The organism is Streptomyces sp. NPDC050560 (assembly GCF_044457285.1).
In the GTDB taxonomy this organism is placed as follows: Bacteria; Actinomycetota; Actinomycetes; order Streptomycetales; family Streptomycetaceae; genus Streptomyces.
The window spans coordinates 23414-38849 of record NZ_JBITGT010000013.1 but is presented as its reverse complement, the minus strand read 5'-3'; the positions used below and the strand labels follow the sequence as shown (position 1 = coordinate 38849).

The window sequence follows — 15436 nt, the reverse complement described above, 5'->3', positions numbered from 1 at the left end:
CGCGCGGCTACTTCCTGCGGCCCCGCTTCTCCCGCACCCGCACCGACAGGTGCACGGGAGTGCCCTCGAAGCCGAACTCCTCGCGCAGCCTGCGCTCCACGAAGCGGCGGTAGCCCGCCTCAAGGAAGCCGGAGGCGAACAGCACGAACCGGGGCGGCCTGGTGCCCGCCTGGGTGCCGAAGAGGATGCGGGGCTGCTTGCCGCCGCGCACCGGGTGCGGATGGCTCGCCACCAGCTCCCCGAGGAACGCGTTGAGCCGCCCCGTCGGCACCCGGGTCTCCCAGCCCTCCAGGGCGGTCTCGATCGCCGGGACCAGCTTCTCCATATGGCGCCCAGTGTGCGCCGAGACATTCACCCGGGGCGCCCAGGCGACCTGGCCAAGCTCGGTCTCGATCTCCCGCTCCAGGTAGTGGCGGCGCTCCTCGTCCAGCGTGTCCCACTTGTTGTACGCCAGCACCAGCGCCCGGCCCGCCTCGACGGCCATGGTGACGATGCGCTGGTCCTGGATGCTGATGCTCTCGCTCGCGTCGATCAGCACCACCGCGACCTCGGCCTTCTCCACGGCGGCCGCGGTGCGCAGGGAGGCGTAGTAGTCGGCGCCCTGCTGGAGGTGGACCCGCTTGCGGATACCGGCGGTGTCGATGAACTTCCAGGTCCTGCCGCCGAGTTCGATCAGCTCGTCGACCGGGTCGCGGGTGGTGCCCGCGAGCGGGTCCACGACCACCCGGTCCTCCTTCGCCACCTTGTTCAGCAGCGAGGACTTGCCGACGTTCGGCCGGCCGATCAGGGCGACCCTGCGGGGGCCGCCGGGCGCCGCGCCGAAGGTCTCCCTGGGCGCGGTCGGCAGGACCTCCAGGACGGCGTCGAGCATGTCGCCTGTGCCGCGGCCGTGCAGCGCGGAGACCGGGTGCGGCTCGCCGAGGCCGAGGGCCCACAGGGCGGCCGCGTCGGACTCGCCGCTCGGGCCGTCGACCTTGTTGGCGCAGAGCACCACCGGCTTGCCCGCCTTGCGCAGCAGCCGTACCACGGCCTCGTCGGTGTCGGTGGCGCCGACCGTCGCGTCGACGACGAAGACGACCGCGTCCGCCGCCTCGATCGCGTACTCGGCCTGGGCGGCGACGGAGGCGTCGATGCCGAGGACGTCCTGCTCCCAGCCGCCGGTGTCGACCACCTTGAAGCTGCGCCCCGACCACTCCGCCTCGTAGGTGACCCGGTCCCTGGTGACGCCCGGGCGGTCCTCGACGACCGCCTCACGGCGGCCGATCACCCGGTTCACCAGGGTCGACTTGCCGACATTGGGGCGTCCGACGATGGCGAGCACGGGCAGCGGGCCGAGGCTCGCCGCCTCGATGGCGCCCTCGACCTCCTCGGCGTCGAACCCCTCGTCCGCCGCGAGTTCCACGAACTCGTCGAACTCGGCTCCGCCCAGGGCGCCGTGCTCGGGCGCGGGGCCGCCTTCGGGCGGGGTCTGGTCGTTCATGACGTGCGTACCTCGTTCGGTGGAGGGGATCGGTGGGGCGGCTGCGCCGCCGCCACCACGGGAAGTGTGGCAGCCCTCAGGCGCCGGGCGCCGCCTGCCTGTCGCGCCCGGGCCGCCGGGTGGTGCGCCTGGCCCGCTCCAGGTGCGAGGTCAGCCGCTCCCTGATGCGCTCGGTGGCCTCGTCGAGGGCCGTCCTTGTACGGCGCCCGCCGGGCTCGGCCGCGAGGAACGGCGCGCCGAAGACCACGTCCACCCGGGAGCGCAGCGGCGGCAGCGCGGAGACGAGGCGGCCCTGCCGCTCCCTGCTGCCGAGCACGGCGACGGGCACGATGGGCGCGCCGCTGCGCACCGCGAAGTAGGTGAGCCCGGCGCGCAGCGAGGCGAAGTCGCCCTCGCCCCTGGTGCCCTCGGGGAATATCCCGAGCACACCGCCGTCGGCGAGGACGCCGAGGGCGCGGGTGACGGCGCCGCGGTCGGTCCCCTCGCGGTCGACGGAGAGCTGTCCGATGCCGTCGAGGAAGGGGCCGAGCGGTCCGACGAACGCCTCCTTCTTGATCAGGAAGTGCACGGGGCGCGGCGCGGTGCCCATCACCATGGGGCCGTCGATGTTGTGGGAGTGGTTGACGGCGATGATCAGCGGGCCCGCCGCCGGGAGCTGCCAGGCGCCGAGCACCCGCGGCCGCCACAGCCCGTACATCAGCCCGACGCCGATCCTGCGGCCGATGTCGGCGCCCCGCTCGGAGGGAGCGTCGCTCACTTCGCGGCCCGCTTCTCCCCGACGAGCGCGACGACCCGCTCCACGACCTCGTCGAGGGTGAGTTCCGTGGTGTCGACCTCGGTGGCGTCGGCGGCCTTGGCGAGTGGCGAGGTCTTGCGTCCCGAGTCGGCGGCGTCCCGCTTGACCAGGGCCTCGCGGGTGCCGGCGAGGTCGGCGCCGCCCAGCTCGCCGCTGCGGCGGGCGGCGCGGGCCTCGGGGGACGCGGTCAGGAAGATCTTCACGTCGGCGCCCGGCAGGACGGTCGTGCCGATGTCGCGGCCCTCGACCACGATGCCGAGGTCCGCGGCGGCCGCGATGGACCGCTGGATCCCGGTGATACGGGCCCTGACCTCGGGCACCGCGCTGACGGCGCTGACCTTGGCGGTGACCTCGGGAGTGCGGATGGGCACCGAGACGTCGACGCCGTCCACGGTGATCGTGGGCGCGGCGGGGTCGGTGCCCGAGACGATGTCGGGCTTGCCCGCGGCGGCGGCGATCCCGGCCGGGTCGGCGATGTCGACCCCGTGCTTGACCATCCACCAGGTGATCGCCCGGTACTGGGCCCCGGTGTCGAGGTAGCGGAAGCCGAGCCGGGCCGCGACGGCCTTCGAGGTGCTCGACTTGCCGGTGCCCGAGGGGCCGTCGACGGCGACGGTCACGGCCGGTGCTGACCGGGGGGCGGGTGCGGCGGGTACTGCCGTTGCCGGGGTTTCCACGGGGGACGGACACCTTCCTGGTGCGGGCGCGTGACGGGGCCGCGCTGCCTGGTGCGGGGCACAGGCCGCGCCCCGCACCAGGTTACTGGCTCCTGCGCGCCGCGGGCACGGCCGCCCGGGGCCCCGCGGCCGGGCCCCGCGCGGCCCCCGGTGTCAGGCGCGGATGGACCAGCCGCGGTCGCGCAGGGCGGTGCTGAGGACCGCGGCGGCCTGCGGTACGACCATCAGCTCGACGAGACCTGCCTGCTGCCCGGTGGCGTGCTCGATGCGGACGTCCTCCACGTTGACCCCGGCGAGCCCGGCGTCGGCGAAGATACGGGCCAGTTGCCCCGGCTGGTCGTCGATGAGGACGGCCACGGTCTCGTACGCGGCGGGCGCCGTGCCGTGCTTGCCGGGGACCCGCACCTGCCCGGCGTTGCCGCGGCTGAGCATGGACTGGATGCCCGCCGTGCCCGCCAGGCGCTTGTCCTGGTCGGCGGAGTCGAGGGCGCGCAGCGCGCGCACGGTCTCCTGGAGGTCGGAGGCGACCTCGGAGAGCAGGTCGGCGACGGGCGCCGGGTTCGCGGAGAGGATGTCGATCCACATCCGGGGGTCGGAGGCGGCGATCCTGGTGACGTCGCGGATGCCCTGGCCGCAGAGGCGTACGGCGGCCTCGTCGGCGTGTTCGAGCCGGGCGGCGACCATGCTGGAGACCAGGTGCGGCATGTGGGAGACGAGGGCGACGGCGCGGTCGTGGGCGTCGGGGTCCATGACGACGGGCACCGCGCGGCAGAGGGCGACGAGTTCGAGCGCGAGGTTCAGCACCTCGGTGTCGGTCTCCCGGCTCGGCGTGAGCACCCAGGGCCTGCCCTCGAAGAGGTCGGCGGTGGCGGCGAGCGGCCCGGACTTCTCCCGGCCCGACATGGGGTGCGAGCCGATGTACGAGGCGAGCCGTGCGCGGTCCACGCCCATGCCTTCCAGCTCCCGCAGCGGCCCGCCCTTGACGCTGGCGACGTCGAGGTAGGCCCGGGCCGCTCCCCCGCGCATCGCCTCGGCGAGGGTGGCGGCGACGTGCGCGGGCGGCACGGCGACCACCGCGAGGTCGACGGGGCCCGCGGGCGCGGTCAGGGTGCCGGCGCCGAGCTGGGCGGCGGTGCGTGCCTGCTGGGGGTCGTGGTCGGCGAGGTGGACCTCGGCGCCGTGCGCGCTGAGGGCGAGGGCGGCGGAGGTGCCGATCAGTCCTGTGCCGATGACGAGTGCGGTTCTCACTGGGCGATGTCCTTGCGCAGTGCGGCGGCGGCGCCCAGGTAGACATGGGTGACGGCGGCGCGTGGGGTGTCGGTCTCGATGTGGGCGAGGAGGCGGACGACCCGGGGCATGGCGCCCTCGACGTCGAGTTCCCTGGCGCAGATCAGCGGCACGTCGCTCAGCCCGATGCCGCGTGCCGCCGCGGCGGGGAAGGCGCTGTGCAGGTCGGGGGTGGCCGTGAACCAGATGCTGATCAGGTCGTCGGCGGTCAGCCCGTTGCGCTCCAGCACGGCCCTCAGCAGCTCCCCGACCCGCTCGTCCATGTGGGCGGCGTCGTCCCGGTCGAGCTGGACGGCGCCACGAACCGCTCGTACGGCCACGGTGATCGCTCCTCGGCTGTGCCCTGGGCTGGTGTGCCCCCCGCCGGTGTCCCCGCACGCCACGGGCGGGCCGGGACACCGGTGGGCAGCCTAGTTCGCCGCGGGCGGCCGTGCCCGGGGTGACCGGGGGGCGGAATTCCCGTACGTGTCCGCCGCCGCTCGCCTACGCTCCTCGCGTACGCGCGTCCCGCGCCCCGCCCGTTTCCGCACCGCCACGCCTCCCCGGAGGCCGGGGAGTCCCCTTGCGCCCTGTCGCCGACGTCGATCTGGTCCGGCACCACACCGTCTACTCGTGTGTGATGGGCTCGCGCGCCTTCGGGCTCCAGACGGAGCGCAGCGACACCGACCGCAGGGGTGTCTTCGTGGCGCCGACCGCGCTGTTCTGGCGCCTGGAGAAGCCGCCGACGCATGTGGCGGGCCCCGCGGACGAGCAGTTCTCCTGGGAGGTGGAGCGCTTCTGCGGGCTCGGCCTGCGCTCCAACCCCAATGTATTGGAGTGCCTGCACTCCCCCTTGGTCGAGTACGCGGACGAGACGGGGCGCGAACTGCTGTCCCTGCGCGGTGCCTTCCTCTCCCGGGAGACGTACGACAGCTTCGCCCGCTACGCCGTGGGGCAGCGCAAGAAGCTGGAGGCGGACCTGCGCAACCACGGGGCGCCGCGCTGGCGCCACGTCGTCCATCTGCTGCGGCTGCTGCGGAGCTGCCGCGACCTGCTGCGCACCGGCGCCCTCGTCCTCGACGTCGGGGCCGACCGCGAGTGGCTGCTCGCGGTCAAGCGCGGCGAGGTGCCCTGGGACCGGCTCGAACCGGTGATGGGGCGGCTCGCGGACGAGGCGCGGGCGGCGCTCGACGGCAGCCCCCTGCCCGGGCGTCCCGACCGCGCCCGGGTGGAGGATTTCCTGATCAGGGTCAGAAGGGCCTCGGCGGACGCCTGACCGCCGGGGTCAGTACGGCGGGAGGATGCCGCGCCGCAGCGCCGCGGTGACCGCCGCCGTGCGGTCCGAGACGCCCAGCTTCTCGAAGGTGCGCAGCAGGTGCGTCTTCACCGTGGCCTCGCTGATGAACAGCTCCCTGCCGATGTCCGCGTTCGTACGGCCCGCGCCGACCAGCCGCAGCACCTCGATCTCGCGCGGGGTCAGCCCGGCCGGGGCGCCGCGCATCCGGGAGACCAGCCGTGCCGCGACGGACGGGGCGAGCACCGTCTCGCCGCGCGCCGCCGCGCGGATCGCCCCCGCCAGCTCGCCGCGCCCGGCGTCCTTGAGGAGGTAGCCGGTGGCACCGGCCTCGACCGCCCGCAGGATGTCCGCGTCGTTCTCGTACGTGGTGAGGACCACCACCCGGCAGTCGGGGTCGAGCGCCAGCAGGTCCCTGGTGGCCTGGACCCCGTCGCCTTCCGGCATCCGCAGGTCCATCAGCACCACGTCGGGCCGGTGCACCCTGGCCTCGGTGACCGCGGCCGCGGCCGACCCGGCCTCGCCCACCACATCGATGCCGTCCTCCGCGCCGAGAATCCCGCGCAGGCCCTCCCGCACCACCGGGTGGTCGTCGACAAGGAGCACCCGGATCACGCCGGTGCCTCCACGGTGAGCACGGTGCCTGAGCCGCGGGTGCTGCGGATGTCGAGGTGGCCGCCTGCCCTGGTGACCCGCTCGCGCATGCCGGCGAGGCCGAAGCCGGCCGCGGCGCCGGGGTCGAAGCCCGCGCCGTCGTCCGCGACCTCAAGCCTGATCCCGCCGGGCAGGTACCGCAGGCTCAACCGCGCCCGTGCCGCGTCCGCGTGCCGCCGTACGTTCGCCAACGCCTCCTGGGCGCAGCGCAGTACGACGACCTCCGTGGCGGCTGGCAGCCGCTGGGGCTCGCCCGTCAGCTCCCATGACGTCATCACACCGGTCTCCTCGCCGAGCCGCTCGACCAGCCGGCGCAGGGCGTCGGGCAGCGACGAGCCGGTCAGCTCCGTGGGCGGCTGCGCGGAGACCAGGGCGCGTGCCTCCGCCAGGTTCTCCCGGGCGGCGCGTGCCGCCCGCTCCCGGTGCGCCCTGGCCTGGTCAGGCGGTGCCGAGTCGGCCGCCTCCAGCAGCATGACGATGCTGGTGAAGCCCTGCGCCAGCGTGTCGTGGATCTCCATGGCGAGCCGCTGCCGCTCGGCGAGCATCCCGGCCTGCCGCTCCGACTCGGCCAACTCGGCCCGCGCGGCGGCAAGCTGCTCGATGAGGTCGGCGCGGCCCCGGCTCTGCTTGATGATCCGCTGCACCCACCAGCCGAACTGCGCCCCGAACGCCACGCACAGCACCAGCACTCCGACCACGGCGGCGCCGTGGCGGCTCGGGGCGCTCACCGCCTCGACCACCGGCACCGCGTTGAACACGACGAGCCCGAGCAGGGCCCAGCCGACCGGCAGCAGCATGAACGACTGCGGGATCAGCGCGAAGAGCACGGTGGAGCTGGTCAGGGTGGCCACCTGGGCGGTGACCAGCAGCCCGAGCGCCCCGAGTTGGTAGCAGACGGTGCGGGCCGGTACCGGAGTGCCCCGGTGTGCCCGGCGGCCGACGAGGCAGTGCCAGGGGACGAACGCGCACAGCGCCGCGATCGCCACGACGCGGCCGGTGCCGACGCCCGTCACCCACACCGCGGCGATCGACCCCGCGAGCACCACCCCGTAGTACGCGTCGCGAATGATCGCTCCCTGTGTCCAGGCATGCTCGTCCAGCGCGTGAGGCAGGGTCTGAGACACGCGGACCAGTATGCAGCACGAGATCAGCGCGCGGAGCGCTCCCGGAAGGCGGCGGCCAGCGCGTGGGTGGCCCCTCGGCCCTGGACCTCGACCTTCTCCCCCTCGGCCAGCCTGACGGTGACCTGCTGCCAGCTCCGGCCGGGTATCACGGTGATGTCCGTGACGCGGTCGAGGGAGATCTCGCCGACGTGGTCACCGACCCGGTTGAGCATCGGGTCCGCGCTCCAGACGTGCAGCGCGTCGGCGGTGAGGCCGAGGACCATCGCCGCGTCCAGCGGTACGTCGGTGCGTGCGGTGATCCGGTGCGCTGCGGCCCGCGCGGCGGGCCTGGCCACCAGGTAGTTGCCGAGCGGGGTCAGCATGCGGGCCGGTCCGAGCGCGGTGTCGATCCTGGCGTACACGGCGGCGAGCAGTTCCTGTCCGAGCTGGGCCGACAGCGCGGGGACCAGTTCGTCGTCCTTGAGGTGTCTCATGCGCACGACCGTAGGCGGCGGCGCGGCCGTCCGCCGTCGACCGGGAGTCGACTCCCGTGTCCACCGGTCGACGGACGGCGGGTGGCGGGCGGGCTGGTGCGGTGGGGCGGTGGGCCGCCGCCTCAGCCGTCCCAGGACGCTCCCAGCGCGAGGAGTTCCCCCCGGTACTCGATGCCGCCCGCCCAGGAGCGCGGCCAGACCCCGGCGCCGTGGTGGGCGCCCGCGAACGCCCCGGCGAGGCAGGCTATGGAGTCCGAGTCGCCTGAGGTGCAGGCGGCCCTGCGCAGCGCGGTGAGGGGCTGCCCGACGAACTGGAGGAAGCACAGCAGCGCCGTGGCGAGCGCCTCCTCGGCGATCCATCCCGCGCCGGTGGCGAGGCAGGGGTCGGTCTCGGGCGAGGGTGCGGCGAGCGCTTCCCGCAGCCGGTCGAGCACCGCCAGGCACTCGTCCCAGCCGCGGGCGGCGAACTCCTCGGGCCCTGGGTCGCCCGCCGTCCGCCACAGGTCGCCCAGCCAACGGTGGTGGTAGCGGGTGCGGTTGTCGTAGGCGTACGAGCGCAGGAGTCCGACGAGTCCCGTGGGCTCGGCCCCGTCTGCGAGGAGCCGTACGGCGTGGGCGGTGAGGTCGCTTGCGGCAAGCGCGGTGGGGTGGCCGTGGGTGAGGGCGGCCTGCAACTGGGCCGCGCCCGAGCGCTGTTCGTCGTCGAGGCCGGGGGCGAGGCCGACGGGCGCGACCCGCATATTGGCGCCGCAGCCCTTGGAGCCGGTGCGGCTCGCCCGCTGCCAGGGGGTGTCCGGGTCCTCCAGGAGGGAGCAGGCGGTGAGGCAGGTGGCGCCGGGGGCGCGGTTGTTGTCGGGCGAGTGGTACCAGGCGACGAACTCGCGGCGTGCCGGTGCTTCCAGGCGTTCCGGGCCGAGGGCGCCTTGGGCGAGGGCGGTGTCCAGGGCCCTGCCGAGGGCGAGGGTCATCTGGGTGTCGTCGGTGACGAAGGCGGGCCTGGGCAGCTCCATCTCGCGCCAGGGGCCGCACTTGGCGAGGATGGCGGGCACGTCGTTGAACTCGGTGGGAAAGCCCAGGGCGTCGCCGAGGGCGAGGCCGAGCAGGGCGCCGGTGGCGGCCCGCTTGCCCGTTCTCGCCGCGCCTTCGGGCGCGGCGGGGGTGGGGGCTGCGGTGTCGGTCATGCGCGTCCTCCCGGTCGCAGCAGGGGCGGGTGGAGGGTGCCGGCCGGGCCCCTGCGGTAGAGGGCGGCGGGTTTGCCGCGGCCGCCGGTGAGCCGGGCCGCGCCCGGGACGAGTTCGACGAAGCCGGGGGTGGCCAGCACCTTCCTGCGGAAGTTGGGGCGGTCGAGGGTGGTGTCCCATACCGACTCGTACACCTGTTGCAGCTCGCCGAGGGTGAACTGGTGCGGGCAGAAGGAGGTGGCGAGGCAGGTGTACTCCAGCTTGGCGCCGACCCGTTCGTGGGCGTCGGCGAGTATCCCGTCGTGGTCGAAGGCGAGGCCGCCGTGCTCCCTGAAGGGGAGCCAGGCGGCGCGGGCCGCGTCGCCGCCGCCCCGGGGCTCGGGCGGGTCGGGAACGAGGGCGGCGTAGGCGACGGAGACCACCCGCATCCTGGGGTCGCGGTCGGGCTCGCTGTAGGTGGCGAGCTGTTCCAGATGGAGCCCGGCGACGGTGCCGGTGTCGAGGCCCGTCTCCTCCGCCAGCTCCCTGCGGGCCGCGGTGCCGGCGGACTCGTGCGGCAGCACGAAGCCTCCCGGCAGCGCCCAGCGGCCCGTGAAGGGCTCCTCGCCGCGCTCGACGAGCAGGACGTGCAGTCCGCCGTGGCGGAGGGTGAACACGGCCAGATCGACGGTGACCGCGAAGGGCTCGAAGGCGTGCTTGTCGTATCCCTCGGGCGGTGCGGCGCCGGGTGCGCGGCGGGGCGCGGTGCCGTCCGCGGCGCGGGCGACGGTCCGCGCGAGGCTGGTCTCCGCGGTCGTGGCGGGTCCGGTGTCCGGTGGCGGCCGGACCGCCCCGGCCGCCTGATCTTCCTTCAGTTCCTTCATCCGCCCCTCACGCCCCTTCCGCATCGCGTCCTATGACGAGCCCGCCGGTCGCCGACCCGACCCGCTTTAATAGTCACCACGACTATAAAGACGAAGCGGCGACACCACAACCCCCTTTTGCCGGGAACGGGAAAACGCGGAAGGCCGGTCCCGGGAGACCCGGAACCGGCCGTGTGCCGCCGACGCGCCCGTTTGGCGCCTGCCGTCCTAGAGATCGACCTCCCGCAGCAGCATCCCGACCTCGGTGTTCGAGAGCCGCCGCAGCCAGCCGGACTTCTGGTCGCCGAGGGTGATGGGTCCGAAGGCGGTGCGCACCAGCCTGTCCACGGGGAAGCCGCTCTCGGCGAGCATCCGGCGCACGATGTGCTTGCGGCCCTCGTGCAGCACCACCTCGACCAGGTAGTTCTTGCCGGTCTGCTCGACGACCCTGAAGTGGTCGGCGCGGGCGTACCCGTCGTCGAGCTGGATGCCCTCGCGCAGCCGCTTGCCCAGGTCGCGCGGGATGGGGCCCTGGAGGGCGGCGAGATACGTCTTCTTCACCCCGTACCTGGGGTGGGTGAGCCGGTGGGCCAGCTCGCCGTGGTTGGTGAGCAGGATGACGCCCTCGGTCTCGGTGTCGAGCCTGCCGACGTGGAAGAGCCTGGTCTCGCGGTTGGTGACGTAGTCGCCGAGGCACTGGCGGCCCTCCGGGTCCTCCATCGTGGAGACCACGCCCGCGGGCTTGTTCAGCGAGAAGAACTGGTACGACTGGGTCGCCACGGTCAGCCCGTCGACCTTGATCTCGTCGTGCTGGGGGTCGACCCGCAGGCCCTGCTCGACCACGATCCTGCCGTTGACCTCGACCCTGCGCCGCTCGATCAGCTCCTCGCAGGAGCGCCGTGAGCCGTACCCGGCCCTGGCCAGCACCTTCTGGAGCCGCTCGCCCTCCTGCTCGGCGCCGGGGAACGTCCTGGGCGGCGCGGCCTTCTTCCCGCCCGCGTACCGCTCGCGGTTGCGCTCCTCGGCATGGGCCTCGTACTCCCGTGAGCGCGCGGGGGCGCTGCGTGAGCCCTGGGGCCTGCCCTGCTTCGGGCCGCCCTTGGCGCCGCCGCGGGCTGCCGAGCCGCGGCCACCGCGCGCACCGCCGCCCTGGTCCCCCGCTCCCGGGCCGGAACCCCCCACGTCGTAACGGCGCTCCTCGGGCCGGGGCGTGCCCCGGCGCTGCTGCCTGTCGTCGCGGGAGTTACCGGCTCCCCGGTGGTTCCCGCGCCCGCTGTTCCTGCCGCTGCTTCGCATCAAAATTCCGTCGCCGTCTGGTGGTCCGCGTCATTGTCCGGTGCGTCCGGATCGAACGACGGCACGCCCTCCTGGGTCTCGGCCTCGATCGCCTCCGCCTCCGGGAGGAAGGGGGCCAGCTCCGGAAGCTCGTCAAGGCCGCGCAGGCCCATGCGCTCCAGGAAGTAGTTCGTCGTCCTGTAAAGGATCGCACCTGTTTCGGGTTCCGTGCCCGCCTCGTCGATCAGGCCCCGTTGCAACAGGGTACGCATCACGCCGTCGCAGTTCACACCGCGTACCGCGGAGACCCGGGAGCGGCTGACGGGCTGGCGGTAGGCGACCACGGCCAGGGTCTCCAGGGCGGCCTGGGTCAGCCTGGCCTGCTGTCCGTCCAGCACGAAGCGCTCGACGGCCGCCGCGTACTCGGCCCGCGTGTAGTAGCGCCAGCCGCCCGCCACGAGGCGCAGTTCGAAACCGCGGCCCTCGGTGGTGTAGTCGTCGGCGAGTTCCCGCAGCGCCTGTTCGACCTGGCGTCGCGGCCGGTCCACCACCTTGGCGAGGTGGTCGGCGGTCGCCGGCTCGTCGACCACCATCAGGACCGCCTCAAGGGCGGGCTTCAGCTCAAGGTCCGCCACCGTGAGCGGCGCCCCGGCGGCGTCCTGCCCCGCGGCGTCCTGCCCGGCGCTGTCCCGCCCGGCTCCGCGCTCCGTCATGCCGTCCTCCGCCCCTGGTCGTGTACCGGCGGGCGGCGCCCGTACGCCGGGCCCCCTGCCGTGGTCCTCGCCCCGCTCGCCCTGCTCGTCCCGCCGCCGTGCCGCGGGGGCACGCGCCAAGGGCCGCGCCGCGCGCTCACGGCTCGCCCGGCGCCGCGCCCGCCGCCTCGGGGGCGCGCCGCCCGCCGTCCGCCTCCGGGTCGACCGGGCCGCGGTCGAACTCGTCGGTCACCGTGGGCCGCGTGTCGCCCTCGCCGCCCGTCCAGGTCACGGTCAGCTCGCCCAGCGCGTCCTCCTGGTCGAGCCCGACGGCCTTCTCGCGGTACAGCTCAAGGAGCGCGAGGAAGCGCGCCACCACGGTCAGGGTGTCCGCGGCGTCCGCCACCAGCTCCGCGAAGCTCGCCCGGCCCGCCTCGCGCAGCCGCGCCACCACCACCTGCGCCTGTTCCACGACGCTCACCAGCGGGGCGTGGATGTGGTCGACGTAGACCGTGGGCACCGGCTTGGGCTGCATCGCCTTGACGGCGAGCCGGGCGAAGCCCTCGGCGCCGATGCTGATGACCACCTCGGGCAGCAGCTCGGCGTGGTGCGGTTCGAGGCCGACGGTGCGGGGGTAGCGGCGGGCCTCGTCGTCGAGGCGCGCGGTGAAGATGTCCGCGATCTGCTTGTACGCGCGGTACTGGAGCAGCCGGGCGAAGAGCAGGTCCCTGGCTTCGAGGAGCGCGAGGTCCGCCTCGTCCTCGACCTCGGCCGCGGGCAGCAGCCTGGCCGCCTTCAGGTCGAGCAGGGTGGCGGCGACGACCAGGAACTCGGTGGTCTGGTCGAGGTCCCAGTCGGGCCCCATGGCCCTGATGTGCGCCATGAACTCGTCGGTGACCTTGGAGAGCGCGACCTCGGTGACGTTCAGCTTGTGCCGGGAGATCAGTTGGAGCAGGAGGTCGAAGGGGCCCTCGAAGTTCGAGAGCCGCACGGTGAACACGCCCTCGTCGGCCTCGGGCGCGCCCTCCGCGGCCTCCCCGCGCGCATCCGGGGACGGCTCGGCCGTGACGGGCGCGGTGTCCGCCCCGCCGGTGGCAGGCGCGGCGTCGGCGTCGGCATCGGCATCGGCATCGGCATCGGCATCGGCATCGGCATCGGGGGCGACATCGCCGCTTGTCGCTGTGTCGACACCGGTCGGCAAGTCCTGACCGGACGGCGGGTCCTGCGGGTCCTGAACGGCCGGTGGCTCCTGGGTGTCCGGCGGGTCCTCGGGCGGCGCGTCCGAGCCGAATGGGGTGGCGTGGGATCCGGGGAAGATGCCTCCGGGCCCTCGTCCCAGGGCCCGCCGCCCCCTGCGTGGGCGCCCCCCGGCGGAGTTCTGTGCGTCGTTCGCGGTCATCGCGTCGTATGACGGTGGTGCGTCGGCGGCGGTGCCCGGCGGCTACCGGCCGCGCAGCCGTCGTACCAGAATGCTCGCGTCCCCCCGCGACTCAAGGTCGGCGAGCACGACGGCCACCGCCTCCCTGACGATGCGTCCCCTGTCGACGGCGAGGCCGTGCTCCCCGCGCAGGACGAGGCGGGCGTGCTCCAGGTCCATCAGCTCCTCGGCGGAGACGTACACCGTGATCTTCTCGTCGTGCCGCTCGCGCCCGCTGGGCCTGCGCCCGCCCGACCGGCCGCGGCGCCGCTGCTGCGGCGCGGGCCCGGCGGCGGCCGCCGCCGCTCCCGGGGGGCCCGCGGTGCGCTGGGCGCCCGGAGGGGCCATGGGGTCCTGGCGGCGCCCGGCGCGGCCCGCGGGCTGCTCGCCGTCCGTCGGGCGCTCCTCGGTGCGGGTGGCGGGCTCAGCGGCCGCGGCCTCCGCGGTGGAGTGCTCGGTGCGTTCGCCGTCGTCGTCTGCGCCGTGGCCGCCCGGCGCCTCCTTGGCCGGTGCGGTGTCCTTCGGGTTGGCGGTGCCCGTCCCCACCGGGTCGCTCTCGCCCGCGGGCGGCGGCACTCTCGGCTCGCCGTTGGCCGGGCGCCTGGGGGTGGACGCCTGGAGCGCGGTCCCCCCGGTGGTGCGGAACAGTTCGTCGGCCCCCGGCAGACTCACTCGGCGTGACACCGGGCGAGCACCTCCCTGGCGAGCTGGCGGTAGGCGGCGGCGCCGACGGAGTTGGAGGCGTAGGTGGTGATGGGCTCGCCCGCGACGGTGGTCTCGGGGAAGCGGACGGTACGGCCGATGACCGTGTGGTAGACGTGGTCGTCGAACGCCTCGACCACGCGGGCGAGCACCTCGCGGCTGTGCACCGTACGGGAGTCGTACATGGTGGCGAGGATGCCGTCGAGTTCCAGCTCCGGGTTCAGCCGCTCCTGGACCTTCTCGATGGTCTCGGTGAGCAGGGCGACACCGCGCAGCGCAAAGAACTCGCACTCCAGCGGCACGATGACCTTGTGGGCGGCGGTGAGCGCGTTGACCGTCAGCAGGCCGAGCGAGGGCTGGCAGTCGATCACGATGTAGTCGTAGTCGGCCATCAGCGGCTTCAGGGCGCGCTGGAGCGTGGACTCCCTGGCGACCTCGGAGACGAGCTGGACCTCGGCCGCGGACAGGTCGATATTGCTCGGCAGCAGGTCCATGTTGGGCACGGCGGTCTTCAGCAGGACCTCGTCGGCGGCCATGCCCCGCTCCATGAGCAGGTTGTAGACCGTCAGGTCGAGCTCCATCGGATTGACGCCGAGCCCCACCGAGAGGGCGCCCTGCGGGTCGAAGTCCACCAGCAGCACACGCCGTCCGTACTCGGCGAGCGCGGCACCCAGGTTGATGGTCGACGTGGTCTTGCCCACGCCGCCCTTCTGGTTGCACATCGCGATGATCTTCGCGGGGCCGTGGTCGGTCAGCGGGCCCGGGATGGGAAAGTACGGCAGCGGGCGGCCGGTGGGGCCGACGCGCTCGCGGCGCTGGCGTGCGGCGTCGGGGGCGAGCGTGGCCGCGTACTCGGGGTCCGGCTCGTACTCGGCGTCGGGGTCGTAGAAGTGCCCCTCGGGCAGGTCGTCGTAGTCGGCGAAGCGGCCGCGGTTGTCGCCACTTCGGTCGCCGGCCATGGCGTTCACGTGATGGCCATCCATGCTCTGGTGTGCTGGCAGAGTCTGCTTGGTACGCGCCGTACGCGACGGTGTCGCCAGCGGGCTCTGTTGTGCGGTCAAGGTGCGGACAGCGACGGAGCCGACAGCCTCGAAGCCCGCGGGGACCTCGGCCTGCGCGGACATCCCTGGTTGACCACCCCCGGGAGAAAATGTCGACTCATTCACAAGTCGTCTTACCTCCTTGGGGACCTGGGGACTTCTAGATAGGTCAGCGTGGCACCATGCCGACGGTTGGCGACTCTATGGCGTGTCACGGGTTCGCAGCAACACAATCCGCCGTACCCGAGGCGATGTGTCGGCAATGGAACACCCCGCTGTCAAGGGTGCACGGGGGGCGTTCAGCGATCGCGGCGGGTGTGCGAATCGGTTAAAGGGTTACGTTCGAGGCGAGTTGAACCCCGCGCGGGGCGAACATCCCGATGGCATTGGCACAGTGGCGCGACACACACTCACGCGACACGCCGAAGCGGGTTCGGCGCGATCGGACCCGCCGGGGACCGCGGCCCGTGCACACGGAGTTGACGCGGCGGCGGCGCGCCGGGCGTGGCGCGCCGCCTCACCG

General features: G+C 73.9%; 16 protein-coding genes. 1 reads left to right on the top strand and 15 read right to left on the bottom strand.

Annotation, left to right across the window (positions count from 1 at the left end; all coding sequences use genetic code 11):
- Nucleotides 1-7: 7 nt before the first annotated feature.
- From der to aroH, 5 genes are all read right to left on the bottom strand, one after another.
- Nucleotides 8-1480 (bottom strand): ribosome biogenesis GTPase Der, encoded by a 1473-nt coding sequence (gene der, locus ACIBIW_RS27490; RefSeq protein ID WP_399339747.1) that lies wholly within the window; start codon nt 1478-1480, stop codon nt 8-10.
- Between the two features lie 76 nt (nt 1481-1556).
- The gene (locus ACIBIW_RS27485) at nt 1557-2177 is read right to left on the bottom strand and encodes a lysophospholipid acyltransferase family protein (RefSeq protein ID WP_399339937.1); all 621 of its coding nucleotides are present in this window, start codon (nt 2175-2177) and stop codon (nt 1557-1559) included.
- A 56-nt stretch (nt 2178-2233) separates the two neighbouring features.
- Entirely contained in the window at nt 2234-2953 is a 720-nt protein-coding gene (cmk, locus tag ACIBIW_RS27480) for a (d)CMP kinase (RefSeq protein WP_399339746.1), read from the bottom strand.
- Between the two features lie 153 nt (nt 2954-3106).
- Nucleotides 3107-4201, bottom strand: coding sequence for a prephenate dehydrogenase (locus ACIBIW_RS27475; RefSeq protein ID WP_399339745.1), 1095 nt, complete (start codon nt 4199-4201; stop codon nt 3107-3109).
- Nucleotides 4198-4560, bottom strand: a complete 363-nt coding sequence (gene aroH / locus ACIBIW_RS27470; protein ID WP_399339744.1) for a chorismate mutase — start codon at nt 4558-4560, stop codon at nt 4198-4200. Before aroH ends, ACIBIW_RS27475 begins: the two co-directional genes overlap by 4 nt.
- A gap of 242 nt (nt 4561-4802) precedes the next feature.
- On the opposite strand from aroH, the gene ACIBIW_RS27465 reads away from it, so the two are divergent.
- Nucleotides 4803-5495, top strand: coding sequence for a DNA polymerase beta superfamily protein (locus tag ACIBIW_RS27465; RefSeq protein WP_399339743.1), 693 nt, complete (start codon nt 4803-4805; stop codon nt 5493-5495).
- 9 nt (nt 5496-5504) lie between these two features.
- On the opposite strand, the gene ACIBIW_RS27460 is transcribed toward ACIBIW_RS27465, so the two are convergent.
- The 10 genes from ACIBIW_RS27460 to ACIBIW_RS27415 all read right to left on the bottom strand — a co-directional run bounded on the left by ACIBIW_RS27460 (nt 5505) and on the right by ACIBIW_RS27415 (nt 14997).
- Complete coding sequence (locus tag ACIBIW_RS27460; RefSeq protein WP_399339742.1) at nt 5505-6128, bottom strand: response regulator; 624 nt, start codon at nt 6126-6128, stop codon at nt 5505-5507.
- On the bottom strand, nt 6125-7291 hold the full coding sequence (locus ACIBIW_RS27455; RefSeq protein ID WP_399339741.1) for a sensor histidine kinase: 1167 nt from the start codon (nt 7289-7291) through the stop codon (nt 6125-6127). The genes ACIBIW_RS27460 and ACIBIW_RS27455 overlap by 4 nt, the downstream gene beginning before the upstream one ends.
- Nucleotides 7292-7314: 23 nt before the next feature.
- On the bottom strand, nt 7315-7764 hold the full coding sequence (locus ACIBIW_RS27450) for a hypothetical protein (protein WP_399339740.1): 450 nt from the start codon (nt 7762-7764) through the stop codon (nt 7315-7317).
- 122 nt (nt 7765-7886) lie between these two features.
- The gene (locus ACIBIW_RS27445; RefSeq protein WP_399339739.1) at nt 7887-8945 is read right to left on the bottom strand and encodes an ADP-ribosylglycohydrolase family protein; all 1059 of its coding nucleotides are present in this window, start codon (nt 8943-8945) and stop codon (nt 7887-7889) included.
- Nucleotides 8942-9808, bottom strand: coding sequence for an NUDIX hydrolase (locus ACIBIW_RS27440; RefSeq protein WP_399339738.1), 867 nt, complete (start codon nt 9806-9808; stop codon nt 8942-8944). Before ACIBIW_RS27440 ends, ACIBIW_RS27445 begins: the two co-directional genes overlap by 4 nt.
- 207 nt (nt 9809-10015) lie before the next feature.
- Nucleotides 10016-11083, bottom strand: a complete 1068-nt coding sequence (locus ACIBIW_RS27435) for a pseudouridine synthase (protein WP_399339737.1) — start codon at nt 11081-11083, stop codon at nt 10016-10018.
- Nucleotides 11083-11775, bottom strand: coding sequence for an SMC-Scp complex subunit ScpB (scpB, locus tag ACIBIW_RS27430; protein ID WP_399339736.1), 693 nt, complete (start codon nt 11773-11775; stop codon nt 11083-11085). The genes ACIBIW_RS27435 and scpB overlap by 1 nt, the downstream gene beginning before the upstream one ends.
- A 136-nt stretch (nt 11776-11911) precedes the next feature.
- Nucleotides 11912-13153 carry a segregation and condensation protein A gene (locus tag ACIBIW_RS27425; protein ID WP_399339735.1) on the bottom strand — a complete coding sequence of 414 codons (1242 nt, stop codon included), beginning with the start codon at nt 13151-13153 and terminating at the stop codon, nt 11912-11914.
- Between the two features lie 42 nt (nt 13154-13195).
- Nucleotides 13196-13855 carry a hypothetical protein gene (locus ACIBIW_RS27420; protein WP_399339734.1) on the bottom strand — a complete coding sequence of 220 codons (660 nt, stop codon included), beginning with the start codon at nt 13853-13855 and terminating at the stop codon, nt 13196-13198.
- Nucleotides 13840-14997 (bottom strand): ParA family protein, encoded by a 1158-nt coding sequence (locus tag ACIBIW_RS27415; RefSeq protein WP_399339733.1) that lies wholly within the window; start codon nt 14995-14997, stop codon nt 13840-13842. Before ACIBIW_RS27415 ends, ACIBIW_RS27420 begins: the two co-directional genes overlap by 16 nt.
- Between the last annotated feature and the right edge of the window lie 439 nt (nt 14998-15436).